Source organism: Pseudomonas sp. FBCC-B545, assembly GCF_059134095.1.
Window position 1 is genome coordinate 1,316,246 of the sequence record NZ_CP101441.1, and the last position, 16,561, is coordinate 1,332,806.

Sequence of the window (16,561 nt, forward strand, 5' to 3'; positions counted from 1 at the left end):
CGTATCTCCTCTACTTCACAGATAGGTGATGCCAGGTTTCGCCGTGCTGATGCGGGTGCCGGCGCTGCCCTGGACGATGGCTTCGATGTCCGAGAGTGAACCGATCACCGCGGTTTTGCCAGTCTGGCGGGCGAACTCGCAAGCCGCTTGCACCTTGGGGCCCATGGAGCCGGCGGCGAAGCCGAGTTTTTCCATGTCGTCCGGGTGAGCCTGGCCGATGGCCTTCTGGGTTGGCTTGCCGAAGTCGATAAAGGCGGCGTTGACGTCGGTGGCAATCACCAGCAGATCGGCGTCCAGTTGGGTGGCCAGCAACGACGAACACAGGTCTTTGTCGATCACTGCTTCAATGCCCTTGAGCTTGCCGTCTTCGCCATACATCGTCGGGATGCCGCCACCGCCGGCGCAGATCACGATGGCGTTTTTTTCCAGCAGCCATTTGATCGGGCGGATTTCAAAGATGCGTTTGGGCCGCGGGCTGGCAACCACACGGCGGTATTTGTCGCCGTCGGGGGCGATGGCCCAGCCTTTTTCGGCGGCGAGTTTTTCTGCTTCGGCCTTGGAATACACCGGGCCGATGGGTTTGGTCGGGTTCTGGAACGCCGGGTCCTTGGCATCGACTTCAACCTGGGTGAGCAGGGTGGCAAACGGTACTTCGAAGTCCAGCAGGTTGCCCAGTTCCTGTTCGATGATATAGCCGATCATGCCCTCGGTCTCGGCGCCCAGCACGTCCAGCGGGTAGGGCGAGACGCTGGTGTAGGCCGCCGCCTGCAACGACAGCAGGCCCACTTGCGGACCATTGCCGTGGGCGATCACCAGCTCGTTGCCGGCGTGGATCTTGGCGATCTGTTCGGTGGCGATGCGGATGTTGGCGCGTTGGTTGTCCGCGGTCATGGGTTCACCACGGCGCAGGAGGGCGTTGCCGCCCAGGGCTACGACGATGCGCATAATGCAATCCTTCTAGGGTGTGAGCACAGAGCCCAATGTGGGAGGGGGCTTGCTCCCGATGGCGGCGGGACAGTCAATTTATCTATAGCTGAGCCACCGCTATCGGGAGCAAGCCTCTCCCACATTTTTGAACCCTGTTCCGACAGTGAGAGTTAGATATCCGCCAATGCCGACACCAGAATCGCCTTGATGGTATGCATGCGGTTTTCCGCCTGCTCAAAGGCAATGTTGGCTGGCGACTCGAACACGTCCTCGGTTACTTCCACACCATTGGCCAGGTTCGGGTACCGCGCAGCGATGTCCTTGCCAACCTTGGTTTCGCTGTTATGGAACGCCGGCAGGCAGTGCATGAACTTCACCCGGGGGTTGCCCGAGGCTTTCATCATCTTGGCGTTGACCTGGTAGGGCAGCAGTTGTTCGATACGCTCGTCCCAGGCCTCCACTGGCTCGCCCATCGACACCCAGATATCGGTGTGGATGAAGTCCACGCCCTTGACCGCTTCGGCAGGGTCTTCAGTAATGGTGATGCGTGCGCCGCTTTCCTCGGCAAACGCCTGGCATTGCTTGATGAAGTCCTCGTGCGGCCACAGGGCCTTTGGTGCGCCGATGCGCACGTCCATGCCGAGCTTGGCGCCGATCATCAGCAACGAGTTGCCCATGTTGTAGCGCGCGTCGCCCAAGTAGGCGTAGCTGATGTCATGCAGCGGCTTGTCGCTGTGCTCGCGCATGGTCAGGGTGTCGGCGATCATCTGGGTTGGGTGGAATTCGGCGGTGAGGCCGTTGAACACCGGCACGCCGGCGAACTTGGCCAGTTCCTCGACGATTTCCTGTTCGAAACCACGGTACTCAATGGCATCGAACATCCGGCCCAAGACGCGGGCGGTGTCTTTCATACTTTCTTTGTGGCCGATCTGCGACGACACCGGGTCGATGTAGGTGACGTGGGCGCCCTGGTCATGGGCCGCGACTTCGAAGGCGCAACGGGTGCGGGTCGAGGTTTTTTCGAAGATCAGTGCGATGTTCTTGCCTTGCAGGTGCGGACGCTCGGTGCCGGTGTATTTGGCGCGCTTGAGGTCGCGGGACAGGTCCAGCAGGTAATTCAGCTCGCGGGTGGTGTGGTGCATCAGCGACAGCAGGCTGCGGTTGCGCATATTGAAAGCCATGATGGAATCTCCTTAATAGTCGATAGGGTCGCGGATGATCGGGCAGGTCATGCAGTGGCCGCCGCCACGGCCACGGCCCAGCTCACCGGCGCTGATGGTGATGACTTCCACGCCTGCCTTGCGCAGCAGGGTGTTGGTGTAGGTGTTGCGGTCGTAGCCGATTACCACGCCAGGCTCTACAGCCACCACGTTGTTGCCGTCGTCCCATTGCTCGCGTTCGGCGGCGAAGCTGTTGCCGCCGGTCTCGACCACGCGCAGGGCCTTGAGGTTGAGGGCCGCGGCAACGGTATCGAGGAAGTTGGTGGTCTCGCGTTGGATATCGATGCCGTGGGGCTTGCTGTCGTCAGGGCGCAGGGTGAAAGGCACGATCTGGTTGACCACTTCGGGGAAGACGGTGACCAGGTCGCGGTCGCAGAAGCTGAACACGGTGTCCAGGTGCATGGCTGCGCGGGATTTGGGCAGGCCGGCAACGATCACCCGCTCAACGGCGTTGTTCTTGAACAGGTTGCGCGCCAGTTGGCCGATGGCCTGGTGGGACGAGCGCTCGCCCATGCCGATCAACACCACGCCATTGCCAATCGGCATGACGTCACCGCCTTCCAATGTGGCGGCGCCGTGTTCCTGGTCGGGGTCGCCGTACCAGATCTGGAAGTCGGCGTTGGTGAATTCCGGGTGGAACTTGTAGATGGCGGAGGCCAGCAGGGTTTCCTGGCGTCGCGCCGGCCAATACATCGGGTTGAGCGTTACACCGCCGTAGATCCAGCAGGTGGTGTCGCGGGTGAACTGGGTGTTGGGCAGCGGCGGCAGGATGAAGCTGGCGTGGCCGAGGAAGTCGCGGAACATCTCGATGGTCTTGCCACCGAAGCTGCTCGGCAGGTCATCGGCCGACACGCCACCAATCAGGAACTCGGTGATCTTGCGCGGCTCCAGGCTGCGCAGCCACGAGCCGACTTCATCAACCAGGCCAAGGCCTACGGTATTGGCGGTGATCTTGCGCTCCAGGATCCAGTCCAGGGCTTCGGGGATGGCAACGATGTCGGTGAGCAGGTTGTGCATTTCCAGCACATCAATATCCCGCTCGCGCATCTTGGTCACGAAGTCGAAATGGTCGCGCTTGGCCTGGGCCACCCACAGCACGTCATCGAACAGCAGTTCGTCGCAATTGTTGGGGGTCAGCCGCTGGTGGGCCAAGCCTGGGGAGCACACCATGACTTTGCGCAGTTTGCCGGCTTCGGAATGTACGCCGTACTTAACTTTTTCCGTGGTCATTACAGATCCTCCAGTGAACACACAATTACAAAGTCAGGAAGCCGTCGTAGAGCCCATAGGCCGCCACCAGGGCGCCAATGACCACTGCGGCGAAAATCAGCTTCTCGACGTTGGTGAAAATCGGTTTGCCCAGTTCACGCTTGGCCTTGGCGAACAGGATCGCGCCGGGGGCGTAGAGCAGGGCGGAGAGCAGCAGGTACTTGGTGCCGCCGGCGTAGAGCAGCCAGATCGCGTAGATCAGCGCGACGGCGCCGATGAACAGGTCTTTCTTGCGCTCCTTGAGGGCGTTTTCGTAGGTTTCGCCACGCACCGCCAGCAACAGGGCATAGGCCGCCGACCACAGGTAAGGCACCAGGATCATCGAGGTGGCGAGGTAGATCAGCGACAGGTAGGTGCTGGCGGAAAACAGCGTGATCACCAGGAAGACCTGTACCATCGCGTTGGTCAGCCACAGGGCATTGACCGGCACGTGGTTGGCGTTTTCCTTACGCAGGAACTCCGGCATGGTGTGGTCCTTGGCAGCGGCAAACATGATCTCCGCACACAGCAGCACCCAGGACAGCAACGCGCCCAGCAGCGAGATGATCAAGCCGACGCTGATCAGCACCGCGCCCCAGTGGCCCACCACATGCTCAAGCACGGCGGCCATCGACGGGTTCTGCAGCTTGGCCAATTCCGGTTGGGTCATGATCCCCAGGGACAGCACGTTCACCAGCATCAGGAACAGCAGCACGGTGATAAAGCCGATCACGGTGGCCTTGCCCACGTCGCTGCGTTTCTCTGCACGGGAGGAGAAGATGCTCGCGCCTTCGATACCGATAAACACCCACACGGTGACCAGCATCATGTTGCGCACCTGGTTCATCACACTGCCCAGGTCGGGGTTTTTTACGCCCCAGATGTCAGCGGTGAAGATATCCAGCTTGAACGCGAACAGCGCAATCAGTACGAACAGCAGCAACGGCACCACCTTGGCCACGGTGGTCACCAGGTTGATGAACGCCGCTTCCTTGATCCCGCGCAGCACCAGGAAATGCACGGCCCACAGCAGCACCGACGCACCGATCACCGCCGCCGGGGTATTGCCTTCACCAAAGATCGGGAAGAAGTAGCCGAGGGTGCTGAACAAGAGTACGAAGTACCCCACGTTGCCCAGCCAGGCACTGATCCAGTAACCCCAGGCGGATGAGAAACCCATGTAGTCGCCGAAACCGGCCTTGGCGTAGGCGTACACACCGCCGTCGAGGTCAGGCTTGCGGTTGGCGAGGGTCTGGAAGACGAATGCGAGGGTCAGCATGCCGATGGCGGTAATTACCCAGCCAATCAATACTGCGCCTACATCGGCACTGGCGGCCATGTTTTGCGGCAACGAGAAGATCCCGCCGCCAATCATTGAGCCCACGACAAGTGCAACCAGCGCACCAAGCCTAAGTTTTCCGGGAGAATCAGACATTGCGTGACTCCAATGCAGGAGAAGAGAGATCACAGAATAATTCCGTGCGCTAATCAAACAGCTGACTCAGATCACTTCATTGGCACATTCCATTGTGAATTAACGACTTAGGGGGGTAGAAGTTGCTGGGCGACGCAGTCCGCGGGGGGGCGCTTGCTAGAGCGGGCTCCTCCGATGTGGTTAATCATTTCGTCCGGGACATGGAGGTTGACGCTAGTTCGTATTTGCGGATGTGCAAACTTTTTGTACGGCGTCTGACGAACGCTTCATAATTGACTTATTTAAATTCTAAATAAGCCTAAACTTCTCGCGTTTACATGCACTTATGTTATGAAGCGCTAGCGTGATTAAATTGAATTAGTTGAGTTCGCAGTGGTCGGCTCAAACTTTTATTGCGAGGAACCTGCATGTCCCAACCAGCCCAGAAACTTAGGCTCAGTGCCCTGATCGCCCTGGTCGTGGGTTCGATGATTGGCGGCGGGATCTTCTCGCTCCCGCAAAACATGGCGGCCCGTGCAGAAGTGGGCGCCGTGCTGATTGGCTGGGCAATCACGGCGGTCGGCATGTTGACCCTGGCCTTTGTGTTCCAGACCCTGGCCAACCGCAAACCGGAACTGGATTCCGGGGTGTACGCCTACGCCAAGGCAGGTTTTGGCGATTACATGGGGTTCTCATCCGCCTGGGGTTACTGGATCAGCGCGTGGATGGGCAACGTCGGTTATTTCGTGTTGCTGTTCAGCACCCTGGGTTACTTTTTCCCGGCGTTCGGCCAGGGCAATACCCCGCTGGCCATCGGCTGTGCGTCGCTGTTGCTGTGGGCGGTGCATTTCCTTGTGATGCGCGGGATCAAGGAGGCGGCGTTTATCAACCAGGTCACCACGGTGGCGAAGATTGTGCCGTTGTTGATGTTTATCGTGATCGCCGCGGTGGCATTCAAGGCGGATATCTTCACCCGCGACATCTGGGGCCTGGGTAACCCGCAGATGGGCAGCGTGGTCGAGCAGGTGCGCCACATGATGCTGGTCACGGTGTTTGTGTTTATCGGCATCGAAGGTGCCAGCGTGTACTCGGCGCGGGCCGAGAAACGCTCGGATGTAGGCCGCGCCACGGTGATTGGTTTCCTGGGCGTGCTGGCCCTGTTGGTGCTGGTGAATGTGCTGTCCCTGGGCATCATGAGCCAGCCGCAATTGGCGCAGTTGCAGAACCCTTCCCTGGCGGGCGTGCTGGAACACATCGTCGGGCCCTGGGGCGCAGTATTGATCAGCATCGGCCTGGCGGTTTCGCTGCTCGGGGCGTTGCTTTCATGGGCGCTGCTTTGCGCGGAAATCCTCTACGCCACTGCCCAGGACAAGACCATGCCGGCGTTCCTGAAAAAGGAAAATGCCAATCAGGTGCCGGTTAACGCGTTGTGGCTGACCAATGTGATGATCCAGGCGTTCCTGGTGATCACGCTGTTTTCGGCCAGCACCTACACCACTCTGATCTACCTGGCGTCGTCGATGATCCTGGTGCCCTACCTGTGGTCGGCGGCCTATGCGGTGTTGTTGAGCGGGCGCGGCGAGACCTATGCCGGCGCCCAGCGCCAGCGCCTGAAAGACTTGGCAGTGGGGCTGATTGCCCTCGGCTATGCGGTATGGCTGTTGTACGCCGGAGGCTTGAAGTATTTGCTGCTGTCGGCGCTGCTGTATGCCCCGGGTGTGATCCTGTTCGCCCAGGCCAAGCGCGAGCAAGGCCAACCCTTGTTTACCCACGTGGAAAAAGGCATTTTCAGCTGCGTGATCGCGGGCGCCGGGTTGGCGGCATATGGGTTATACAGCGGGGTATTGTCGTTGTGAGATTGGCGTATCAGCCGCCCTACGATTGGGCGGCAATGTTGGCGTTTTTGTCAGCTCGAGCCATCAATGGATTAGAAATCGTTGAGGCTGGTGCGTACCGTCGCAGCATCAGCGTGAACGGGCAACAGGGTTGGCTAAGCGTGGCGCCGGGCGCCGGCGATTGGCTGGAGGTGGGCGTCGAGTTTCCTGACGCGGCGGCCCTGCCCAAGATCGAGCGACGCCTGCGGGCCATGTTCGACCTGAATGCCAACCCCGAGCTGATTAATGCCCAATTGGCTGGCGACCCGTTGATGGCACAACTGGTTGCGGCCCGTCCTGGCCTGCGCGTGCCCGGGGCCTGGGACGGGCTGGAGCTGGCGATTCGTGCGGTGCTTGGCCAGCAGATTACAGTGGTGGCGGCCATTCGCCTGGCGGGCAAGCTGGTGGCGCAGTATGGCCAGCCGCTGCACACCCCATACGCCGGTATCACCCATGTTTTCCCGACACCCGAAGTGCTGGCGGCGGCAGACCTGGCGACCCTGGGCATGCCCAAGGCGCGAGGCCGTACCTTGTCTGCCGTGGCCCAGGCAGTGTTGGATGACCCCCAGGTGTTCCAACCCAAGGCCAGCCTCAAGGACGGCGTTGCGCGGTTGGTGGCGTTGCCGGGGATTGGCGAGTGGACCGCGCAGTACATCGCCATGCGCCAGTTGCGCGAAGCGGATGCGTTTGCATCAGGGGATATCGGTTTGATCAATGCGCTGGCGGCGCTGGAGGGTGGGCCGGTGTCGGCGCGACAGCTGCTGGCCCGGGCCGAGGCGTGGAGACCGTTGAGGGCGTATGCGGCGCAGCATCTGTGGACGTCGTTGAGTCGGGGGGATTGATGGTGGCTGTACTGGCCTCATCGGGGGCAAGCCCCCTCCCACTTTTGAATTTATTCACAAATCAAATGGGAGAGGGGGCTTGCCCCCGATGGCGGTCTTCAGTTCACCACTGAGGCCGGTGCGCGCCCAATTCTCCAGCCGGCAAATCCCACTGCAACGGCGTGCCACTGATGCTCAGCGGCGCCAGCAACCGATGGGCCTGCCCCCACGCTGTCTGCTCCACCACCAAACCCTGATCGCCTGGCTCTTCGGCACGCAACGCCGCTTGTTCCGGCACTTGCCCTGCATCCACCAGCAACTTCGCCGTACGCGCCAATGACAAGCGCGCCGAGCCACCGCGGCCGGATGCCAGGCGTTCGCCCAAGGCCCGGATCGCACTGGCAGCCATCAGGTAGCCGGTGGCGTGATCCAGCGCCTGCACTGGCAGCGGCACGGGCTTGTCCGCCTGCTTCCAGGCCATGCCCGCCTCGGCAATGCCGCTGCTCATCTGTACCAGGCTGTCGAAGCCGCGACGGTTGCGCCATGGGCCGCTCCAGCCGTAGGCGTTGAGGCTGACGTCGATCAACCCGGGGGCGAGGTCTTGTAGTTCGCCGATGGTGTAGCCCAATCGTTCCAGAGCATCGGCGCGGTAACCGTGGAACAGCACGTCAGCATCCTTGAGCAAGGCTTCGAATACCTGTCGACCCTCGGAGCTTTTCAAGTCAAGGCGTGCGCAGCGCTTGCCCAGGGTCATTTCCGGCACCACGCCGGGTTCGTTCCAGGTCGGCGAATCGATGCGCAGTACATCGGCACCCAACCCGGCGAGGAAACGACTGGCCACCGGGCCGGCCAATACGCGGGTCAAGTCCAGCACCTTGATACCGGCCAGCGGGCGCGCAGGCGAACCGAGCCAGGGTTTGTCGGTGCGGCTTTCGAAAACCTTGCGCTGTATCAGCGCTTCACTGTTTACCGCCAAGCCTTGTGGATGCTGCTGCCAGGCTTGCCACCCACGCATCTGCGCGGCGCAACCGCCGGCGTCGACAATGGCCTGTTCCAGCTCGGCGGCGTTCCATGCCGCGACTTTGGTTGCCATTTCGGCGCGGTCGGCCACAGGCCCCAGCACCCGCTCGGCCGCTGCACGGTGATGGGGCGCGTTGGTGTGCAAGCGAATCCAGCCATCGGCGCTGGCGTAGTCGCCGGCCACCGGGTCCCACAGCGGCGGCACTTGCCAACCCACGGGGCGAATTGAAGAAGAGAACCACAAGGAGGCCAGGCGCCGGTCCACGCTGACATTGGGCAAACGCCCGGTCTGCTGCTGGAGCAACTGGGCGATGGCCTGGCCGGCGGCGCCGATGCTGGCAGCGGCCAGGTCGGTGACGGCGAAGGCCGAGGGCAGGGCCCCGGTTTCGGTCATGGCTATTGCTGCGTGTGGTAAATCGAGTGCGGCTTGGATGGGAGTCAGCAGGTCAGTCATCAAAGGCCCTCCGTAAGAGAAGGGCCACTATAGAAGATCTTCACACAGCTGTGACAACGCCGGGTTCCAGCGGCAGATCGATACTGGCGACAAAACCGCCGTCAGGGTGATTGGCCAGAATCAGGTTGCCGCCATGGCGCTCGGCGGCGCGACGGGCGATGGCCAGGCCCAGCCCATGGCCCTGGGCAACCTGGCCGGGGGCGCGGTAGAACGGCTCGCCGAGTTGGCTCAGGTGCTCGGCTTCAACGCCGGGGCCGTGGTCACGCACGCTGATCAGAATGCGCCCGCCTTGGTGCTGGGCCTGCAATTCAATCGGTTGGCCGACGGGATTGAAGCGTTGGGCATTGCGCAGCAGGTTATCCACGGCGCGTTCGATCATGGTCGGCCAGCCTTTGAGGTGCAGGTCGGCTTCGGTGGTGAGGTGCACCATCTGGTCCGGCGCGCCGAGTTGGGCGTCCTTTTGCAGGGTCTTGAGCAGCGGGTTGAGGTCGATGTCTTCGGCGCTGGCGTTGTCGGCATCGACCCGCGCCAGTACCAGGATCTCGCTGATCAAGGCTTCCAGGCGGTCGCATTCGCGGGTCAGGCGTGGCCAGAGTTTCTCCCGCTCCTCGGGGCTCGCACGTTCGGCCAGGGCCAGGGCGATCCGCAAGCGCGCCAGCGGCGAACGCAGCTCGTGGGACACATCACGCAGCAATTGGCGCTGGCTGCCGATCAGGCTTTGCAGGCGCGCACCCATGCGGTTGAAGTCGGTAGCCAACACACCGAACTCGTCACGCCGATTGGCCAATTGCGCCAGGCTGTTTTGCTGATAAGTGGCTTGCCCCAGATCATGCACTGCGCCGCGCAGGCGGCTGAGTGGGCGGGTGATGGACAGCGTCACCAGCAGGCTGAACAGGGTCAGCACCACCAGGGCAATCGCCAGGGCACTGAACGGCCACAACAGGCTGCTACGGTGCCAGGCATCCAGCTCGGGGTGAGGAATGCGGTAGATCAACAGGTAGGTGTCGCCGGTTTTGTCGCTGGTGTACTCGGCCGTCAGCCGTCGCCAGGGTAGGTGGCCGTCCTGGCTGTCATTCTGCCGGGCCTCGAAGGCGGCGGCGCGGCGCGGGAAGGTGCCGCGCACCACCGGCTCGCCGCTTTCGTTGAGTACTTGCACGTCGATGTGGTACTGGCGTTTGCGTTGTTGCAGCAAGTCCTGGGCGGCGTCCTCGCCCTGGGCTTCGTAGAGTTGGGTCCACTCCTGCGCCAGGTTGTTGAGGCCGGGGTGGCGGCTGAGAATCCAGGCGTCCTGGTTGAGCATATGCCCGAGCAGGATCGACAAGCCGGCAACCAGGGCGATGGCCAGCCAGAAACTTGCCAGGATACGCCAGAACAATGAACGCACAGGAAACCCTCAAACAGGAAAAGCCCAGCGGCGTGAACCACTGGGCTGTAGAGATGAAGCTAGAGCATTATTGCGCTTTTTGCGCCTGCTGGGCTTTCCAGGCCTGGAATTCCTTCCACTCGGCGCGGCGCTCGGCTTGCTTCTTGACGATCTCGTCGTACTTCTTCTGTTGGTCGGGCTTGAGCACGGCACGGATATCGGCCTGGGTTTTCTGCTTGCCGGCGGCGATTTCGTCCTGCATGGCTTTCTGGTCGGCGGCCGGCAGTTTGTCCAGGTACTTCTTGACCAGGTCTTTGCGAGCGTGCCATTGGTCACCCATCAGCTTGCGGACCTGTTCGCGTTGTTCCTTGCTCAAGTCCAGTTGGCTGAACGGGCCACCTTTGCCACGCGGACCATGTTCACCACCGTGACCCGGGCCACCCATCATGTGGCCGGAAGGTTCGCCCATTGGGCCTGGGCCTTCTGGCATGGCCATGGCAACGGTAGGCAGGGCAGCGGCGAGCATCAAAGCGATAAGGGTCTTGCGCATGGTGATTCTCCTGTCTCTATTCCGGTGAGTCCGGATGTGAGTAGATTAGGGAGATCAAGGTCAGCCGCCGTCAGCAGAGGGTAAAGATTTGGTAAGGCTGCCTCTAGAGGCTGTAGTAGTACCCGCGACTGCGCAACGCGACGATGCGTGGCCGACCATCCGGGTGCGGGCCGATTTTCTTGCGCAGGTTGCTGACGTGCATGTCCAGGCTGCGATCGTAGAGTGTCAGCTTGCGGCCCAGGGCGATCTGCGCCAGTTCCTGTTTGTCCAGAGGCTCGCCGGGTTGGCGCAACAGGGCTTCGAGCAGGCGACTTTCGGAAACAGTGAGGGTGAATTCCTGCTCATCGATACTGACCACGCCGCGCACCGGGCTGAAGCACAGGTCGCCCAGTTCCAGCTGGGTCGACACCGCGGCCGGGTGGCTGCGGCGCAATACCGCGCGCAGGCGCGCCGTCAATTCGCGTGGATCGCAGGGCTTGGCCAGGTAGTCGTCGGCCCCCAGCTCCAGGCCGAGGATACGGTCCAGGGGTTCGCCCCGGGCCGAGAGCATCAGCACCGGCAACTCCGGGTGGTCGTTGCGCAATTGCTTGAGCAGTTCCAGGCCGCTGCCGTCGGGCAGCATCACATCGAGCACCACCGCCGCCGGGGCGGCCTCGGCCAATGCTCTGCGGGCGTTCAAGCCGTCGTGGCAGGCGCGCACCTGGAAACCTTCCTGGCTCAACCAACTGGTCAGCAGCTCACAGAGCTCCTGGTCATCATCTATCAGTAACAGCTCGCTCATGACTCACTCAATTTAGCCATTGTCGACGGCGACGGTGCCCACCGCTGGCGAAGATCCCACACAATAGGGCGATCAGCGCGACGGCCGCGCCGATGACGAACCACTGCTGCTGTTCGGTCAGCCAGCGGGTCAAGGCGCCGCCCTGTGTCTCTTTGAGTTGCTGGGCCAGGCGTTGGTTCTCTTGGCGCAAACGACTCAGTTGGACGCTTTCGCGGGCAGCGTCTGCGCTTTGCAGTTGCTTGCCCAGTGCTTCACGCTGGCGTTCGCTTTCTTTCAAACGTTGCTGCAACTCGGTGACCTGGGCGTCGGCACTCAAGGACAAGGGCGCGGAACCGCCGCTGTACGAGGGCTCTTCAGCGTGGGCCGTAGCCCCGATCGTTAACACTGCCAACAGACACAACTGACGTAAGCGCATCGGAACTCCTGATTCCACACGAATATTCAGAACGTTGTCGGCAGGTCACCGGGAATAATGAGCCATTGGCAGTGCGCCGAATCGATTTGGTTCGGCGCCGCCGGGCTCAAGGCAGGACTTGCTTGAACGGCTTGATCACGACTTCGGCGTACACGCCGGCCGCGACATAAGGGTCTGCCTTGGCCCAGGCCTGGGCGTCGGCCAGGGAGGCGAACTCGGCGACGATCAAGCTACCGGTGAAACCGGCTTCGCCCGGGTCATTGCTGTCTACCGCAGGATGCGGCCCAGCCAGTACGATCCGGCCTTCGGCCTGCAGTTGTTTGAGGCGCTCGACATGGGCCGGGCGCACGCTCAGGCGTTTTTCCAGCGAGTTGGCAACGTCAGTGGCAATGATGGCGTAGAGCATGTCAGTCCTCGGTTTTCGGCGTGGTAGGGGCGGTGTCATGCAGGTGACGCGACAGGTAGATACCCTGGCCGATCAGGAACAATACGGTCATGCCGAGGCTGCCGAACACTTTGAAGTCGACCCAGTAGTCCTGGAAGGTGAATGCCACGAACAGGTTGGCGGCACCGCAGAACAGGAAAAACACGATCCAGGCCACGTTCAGGCGCACCCATACCGGTTCCGGCAAGGTCAGCGCATGGCCCATGATGCGCTTGATCAGCAGGCGGTCACCGATAAAGTGACTGCCGATAAACACCAGCGCGAACAGCCAGTTGACCACCGGGGCTTTCCATTTAAGGAAGGTTTCGCTGTGGAACGCCAGGGTCAGGCCGCCGAAGACCAGGCAGGCGATGAGCGTGAGCCATTGGCTTTTTTCCAGCTTGCGCTGGGAGATGAAGATGGCGCCGTAGACCACGATGGAGCTGATGATCAGTACCGCGGTGGCGCTGTAGATGCCGCCGAACGACAGCTCGTGACCGGCGATTTCGATGACCCTGGGGTCGAGTTTGGTAACGATGAAAAACAGCAACAGCGGGATGAAGTCGATGAATTGTTTCACAGTAAGAGCCAGAAGCTGGATGTGGCGGCATAATAACAAACATCCTTGGTTGCGATAGCGCCAGCTGACTTGAGGTTACATACCCACGTGAATGTTGATTTGCACTGCCACAGCACGGCCTCCGACGGCGCCCTGGCGCCCGCGGTACTGGTTGCGCGGGCGTTTGAAAAAGGCGTGCGAGTCCTGTCGTTGACCGACCATGACACCCTCGAGGGCCTCGATGAAGCCCGTGACGCCGCCCATTCCCTGGGCATGCAGTTGGTCAACGGCGTGGAGTTGTCGTGCACCTGGGGCGGTGCCACCATCCATGTGCTCGGCTACGGCTTCGACCAGCATGCCCCACCCCTGGTGGCCGCCATCGCCCAATTGCACGATGGCCGCTGGCTGCGGTCCGAAGAAATAAGCCGCAAGCTCAGCCTCAAAGGCATGCCCGGTGCCCTGGACGGTGCGCGCACTATCCAGCAGGAGCTGGGCGACAGTGGCAACGCACCGGCCCGTCCGCACTTTGCCGACTGGATGGTGCGTGAAGGCTATGTCAAGGATCGCGCCGAGGCCTTTCGCAAATGGTTGGGCGCCGGCAAGTTAGGCGATGTGAAGCTGCATTGGCCGACCCTTGAAGACACCGTCGAGACCCTGCGGGCCTCCGGGGCCTGGGTCAGCCTGGCGCATCCCTGGCATTACGATTTCACCCGCAGCAAGCGTCGCAAGCTGATCAGCGACTATATTGGAGCGGGCGGCCACGCGATCGAAGTGGTCAACGGGTATCAACCTGCCGAACAGGTCGGCAGCCTGGCGATTCTTGCCCGCGAATTTGGTCTGCTGGTCAGTGCCGGCAGTGATTTCCATGGCCCAGGCGGCTGGTCCGAGATTGGCGAGTATCGCCAGGTCCCGGAAGATCTGCCGCTGTTGTGGGGGCGATTCAAGCATGACCCCATTATTGCCACCGTCTGAACAGGTAGAACACGTGAGTCAATTCTTCCAGATTCATCCGGAAAACCCGCAAGCGCGCCTGATCAAGCAGGCCGTAGAGATCATCCGCGCTGGCGGCGTGGTGATCTACCCGACTGATTCGTCCTATGCCATTGGTTGCCAGATCGGCGACAAGGGCGCGGTCGAACGCGTAAGGCGCCTGCGCCAACTGGATGACAAGCACAACTTTGCGCTGATCTGCAGCGACTTGTCCCAACTGGGGCTGTTTGCCAAGGTCGATACCGGCACCTTCCGCCTGCTCAAGGCCCACACGCCGGGGCCCTACACCTTTATTCTCAACGCCACCCGCGAAGTGCCGCGCCTGTTGCTGCACCCGAAGAAACGCACCATCGGCCTGCGTGTGCCGGAGCATCCGATAGCCCTGGCTTTGTTGGCCGAGCTGGGTGAACCGTTGATGAGCGTGTCGTTGATCCTGCCGGGTGAAACCGAGCCGCTGTATGACCCTTACGAAATGCGCCGCCTGCTGGAAAAACATGTCGACCTGATCATCGACGGCGGTTATGGCGGCAACAAGGCTTCCACGGTGATCAACCTCGCCGATGGCGAACCGGAGGTGGTGCGCGTGGGTTGCGGCGACCCGACCCCGTTCATGGTCGAGGCCTGAGTGTCGGCCGTGGAAACCGCTGACCCCCAGGCCGGCGCCCAGCAGGAACTGCCGTTTGCCATGGTGTATGGCCAGGCGGTCATGGAAATGCCCCTGGACCTGTATATCCCGCCGGATGCCCTGGAGGTGTTCCTCGAAGCCTTCGAAGGCCCGCTGGACTTGCTGCTGTACCTGATCCGCAAGCAGAACATCAATATCCTCGACATCCCGGTGGCGGAAATCACGCGCCAGTACATGGGTTATGTCGAGCTGATGCAGTCGGTGCGCCTGGAGTTGGCTGCCGAGTACCTGGTGATGGCCGCCATGCTCGCCGAGATCAAGTCGCGCATGCTGCTGCCGCGCTCGGAAACGGTGGAAGCCGAAGAGGATGACCCGCGCGCCGAGCTGATCCGCCGCCTGCAGGAATACGAGCGCTTCAAGGCCGCTGCCGAAGGCATCGACAACCTGAGCCGTGTGGGCCGCGATGTGGTGGTGCCCAAGCTCGATGCACCCGAAGCGCGTGCGCGTAAACTGCTGCCGGATGTGAGCCTGGAAGAATTGCTGATGTCCATGGCCGAAGTGCTACGCCGTGGCGATATGTTCGAAAGCCACCAGGTCAGCCGTGAAGCCCTGTCCACTCGCGAGCGTATGAGCGATGTACTGGAACGTCTCAAGGGCGGTGGGTTTGTGCCGTTTGTCGAGCTGTTCACTGCCGAAGAAGGGCGACTTGGGGTGGTGGTGACCTTTATGGCGATCCTCGAACTGGTCAAGGAGTCCTTGGTGGAGCTGGTCCAGAATGAGCCTTTTGCGGCTATCCACGTGCGGGCGCGAGCCGAATAACGAGCTGAATCGATGAATCTGACTGAACCCCGCGAACTGGCACCCTTGCTGGAGGCCTTTCTCCTGGCCTCGGGCAAACCGCAATCCCTGGAGCGCCTGTTCGAACTCTTTGAAGAAGCCGAACGCCCGGAGCCGCCGGTCTTCAAGAAAGCCCTGGAGATCCTGCGCAAGTCCTGCGACGGCCGTGCCTTTGAACTGCGCGAAGTGGCGTCGGGTTACCGCCTGCAGATCCGCGAGAAATTTTCGCCGTGGGTCGGCCGCTTGTGGGAAGAGCGCCCGCAACGTTATTCCCGGGCAATGTTGGAGACCATGGCGCTGATCGCCTATCGCCAGCCGATCACCCGGGGCGAAATCGAAGACGTGCGTGGCGTAGCGGTCAACAGTCATATCGTCAAGACCCTGCTGGAGCGCGAGTGGATCCGCATCGTCGGCTACCGTGATGTGCCGGGTAAACCGGCGATGTTCGCCACCACCAAGGTGTTCCTCGACCACTTCAACCTGAAAAACCTCGACGACCTGCCGCCCCTGGCCGAACTGCGCGAAATGGAAGCAGAGCCGGTGCTCGACTTCGACGACGCGCCGGTGCCGGCCAGCCTGCAGGAACTGGCCGACGCCAGTGCCGAGCCGGAGGAGCCAAAGGACGAGACCAGTTTCCATACGCTGTTGTTGGAGCTGGACGATATGGAGCAGGGGATCAAGACCGACTTTGACGATTTATTGCGCGATGCTGCCGACGAGCCGCAGACCGAGGTGAACGTTGAACCCGAGCCCGAAGTCGAAGAAGACATCCTCGGCGTCGCCGATGCCCGGGAAAAGCTCCTGGCCGCCGTCGCCGCCCTCGAACAACCGCCGCTGAGCGACGAAGAGGACGAAGCCCGAGCACTGGCAGAGGCCATCGAAAACGAACGCCGCCAACTCGAAGACTGATGCTGATTTAGTGTGGGAGGGGGCTTGCTCCCGATGGCGGTGTATCAGCAACATATGCAACAACTGACCCACCGCTATCGGGAGCAAGCCCCCTCCCACATTGGATCTCCATTGTCTGGATGGTCTGGAT

At 61.6% G+C, this 16,561-nt stretch carries 17 protein-coding genes; 6 read left to right on the forward strand and 11 right to left on the reverse strand.

Annotated elements, in window-relative coordinates; genetic code table 11:
* Positions 1–15: 15 nt before the first annotated feature.
* The 4 genes from arcC to arcD (NMB39_RS06050) all read right to left on the reverse strand — a co-directional run bounded on the left by arcC (position 16) and on the right by arcD (NMB39_RS06050) (position 4,830).
* Positions 16–945, reverse strand: a complete 930-nt coding sequence (gene arcC, locus NMB39_RS06035; protein WP_057023805.1) for a carbamate kinase — start codon at positions 943–945, stop codon at positions 16–18.
* Between the two features lie 152 nt (positions 946–1,097).
* Complete coding sequence (locus tag NMB39_RS06040; protein ID WP_057023806.1) at positions 1,098–2,108, reverse strand: ornithine carbamoyltransferase; 1,011 nt, start codon at positions 2,106–2,108, stop codon at positions 1,098–1,100.
* 12 nt (positions 2,109–2,120) lie between these two features.
* A complete protein-coding gene (gene arcA / locus NMB39_RS06045; RefSeq protein WP_057023807.1) occupies positions 2,121–3,377 on the reverse strand; it encodes an arginine deiminase in 1,257 nt (418 codons plus the stop codon).
* Between the two features lie 25 nt (positions 3,378–3,402).
* Positions 3,403–4,830 (reverse strand): arginine-ornithine antiporter, encoded by a 1,428-nt coding sequence (gene arcD, locus NMB39_RS06050; RefSeq protein ID WP_494339531.1) that lies wholly within the window; start codon positions 4,828–4,830, stop codon positions 3,403–3,405.
* Between the two features lie 407 nt (positions 4,831–5,237).
* Here arcD (NMB39_RS06050) and arcD (NMB39_RS06055) point away from each other — a divergent pair, with 407 nt between their 5' ends.
* Together arcD (NMB39_RS06055) and NMB39_RS06060 are read left to right on the forward strand one after the other, a co-directional pair.
* Complete coding sequence (arcD, locus tag NMB39_RS06055; RefSeq protein WP_046069290.1) at positions 5,238–6,665, forward strand: arginine-ornithine antiporter; 1,428 nt, start codon at positions 5,238–5,240, stop codon at positions 6,663–6,665.
* The gene (locus NMB39_RS06060) at positions 6,662–7,525 is read left to right on the forward strand and encodes a DNA-3-methyladenine glycosylase family protein (RefSeq protein WP_494339530.1); all 864 of its coding nucleotides are present in this window, start codon (positions 6,662–6,664) and stop codon (positions 7,523–7,525) included. Before arcD (NMB39_RS06055) ends, NMB39_RS06060 begins: the two co-directional genes overlap by 4 nt.
* A 103-nt stretch (positions 7,526–7,628) precedes the next feature.
* On the opposite strand, the gene NMB39_RS06065 is transcribed toward NMB39_RS06060, so the two are convergent.
* From NMB39_RS06065 to NMB39_RS06095, 7 genes are all read right to left on the reverse strand, one after another.
* Positions 7,629–8,978: a CoA transferase gene (locus tag NMB39_RS06065; protein ID WP_494339529.1), complete on the reverse strand. Its 1,350-nt coding sequence runs from the start codon at positions 8,976–8,978 to the stop codon at positions 7,629–7,631.
* Between the two features lie 40 nt (positions 8,979–9,018).
* The gene (locus NMB39_RS06070; RefSeq protein WP_057013693.1) at positions 9,019–10,362 is read right to left on the reverse strand and encodes a sensor histidine kinase; all 1,344 of its coding nucleotides are present in this window, start codon (positions 10,360–10,362) and stop codon (positions 9,019–9,021) included.
* Positions 10,363–10,429: 67 nt separating this feature from the next.
* Complete coding sequence (locus NMB39_RS06075; RefSeq protein WP_068967634.1) at positions 10,430–10,891, reverse strand: LTXXQ domain protein; 462 nt, start codon at positions 10,889–10,891, stop codon at positions 10,430–10,432.
* Positions 10,892–10,994: 103 nt separating this feature from the next.
* A complete protein-coding gene (locus tag NMB39_RS06080) occupies positions 10,995–11,672 on the reverse strand; it encodes a response regulator (RefSeq protein ID WP_494339528.1) in 678 nt (225 codons plus the stop codon).
* 7 nt (positions 11,673–11,679) lie between these two features.
* A complete protein-coding gene (locus NMB39_RS06085; RefSeq protein WP_057023814.1) occupies positions 11,680–12,087 on the reverse strand; it encodes an SH3 domain-containing protein in 408 nt (135 codons plus the stop codon).
* A gap of 106 nt (positions 12,088–12,193) precedes the next feature.
* Complete coding sequence (locus tag NMB39_RS06090; RefSeq protein WP_046069284.1) at positions 12,194–12,493, reverse strand: YciI family protein; 300 nt, start codon at positions 12,491–12,493, stop codon at positions 12,194–12,196.
* Between the two features lies 1 nt (position 12,494).
* Positions 12,495–13,091 carry a septation protein A gene (locus tag NMB39_RS06095; protein WP_005790819.1) on the reverse strand — a complete coding sequence of 199 codons (597 nt, stop codon included), beginning with the start codon at positions 13,089–13,091 and terminating at the stop codon, positions 12,495–12,497.
* A gap of 87 nt (positions 13,092–13,178) precedes the next feature.
* Between NMB39_RS06095 and NMB39_RS06100 the strand changes: the two genes are divergently transcribed.
* From NMB39_RS06100 to scpB, 4 genes are read left to right on the forward strand one after another with little or no spacing between them, the layout of a single operon-like run.
* Positions 13,179–14,042 carry a PHP domain-containing protein gene (locus NMB39_RS06100; RefSeq protein WP_057023816.1) on the forward strand — a complete coding sequence of 288 codons (864 nt, stop codon included), beginning with the start codon at positions 13,179–13,181 and terminating at the stop codon, positions 14,040–14,042.
* Positions 14,043–14,055: 13 nt separating this feature from the next.
* Complete coding sequence (locus tag NMB39_RS06105) at positions 14,056–14,685, forward strand: L-threonylcarbamoyladenylate synthase (protein WP_034115727.1); 630 nt, start codon at positions 14,056–14,058, stop codon at positions 14,683–14,685.
* Complete coding sequence (locus NMB39_RS06110; RefSeq protein WP_043049066.1) at positions 14,686–15,504, forward strand: segregation and condensation protein A; 819 nt, start codon at positions 14,686–14,688, stop codon at positions 15,502–15,504.
* A 12-nt stretch (positions 15,505–15,516) separates the two neighbouring features.
* Positions 15,517–16,431 (forward strand): SMC-Scp complex subunit ScpB, encoded by a 915-nt coding sequence (scpB, locus tag NMB39_RS06115; protein WP_057023817.1) that lies wholly within the window; start codon positions 15,517–15,519, stop codon positions 16,429–16,431.
* Positions 16,432–16,561: the final 130 nt, after the last annotated feature.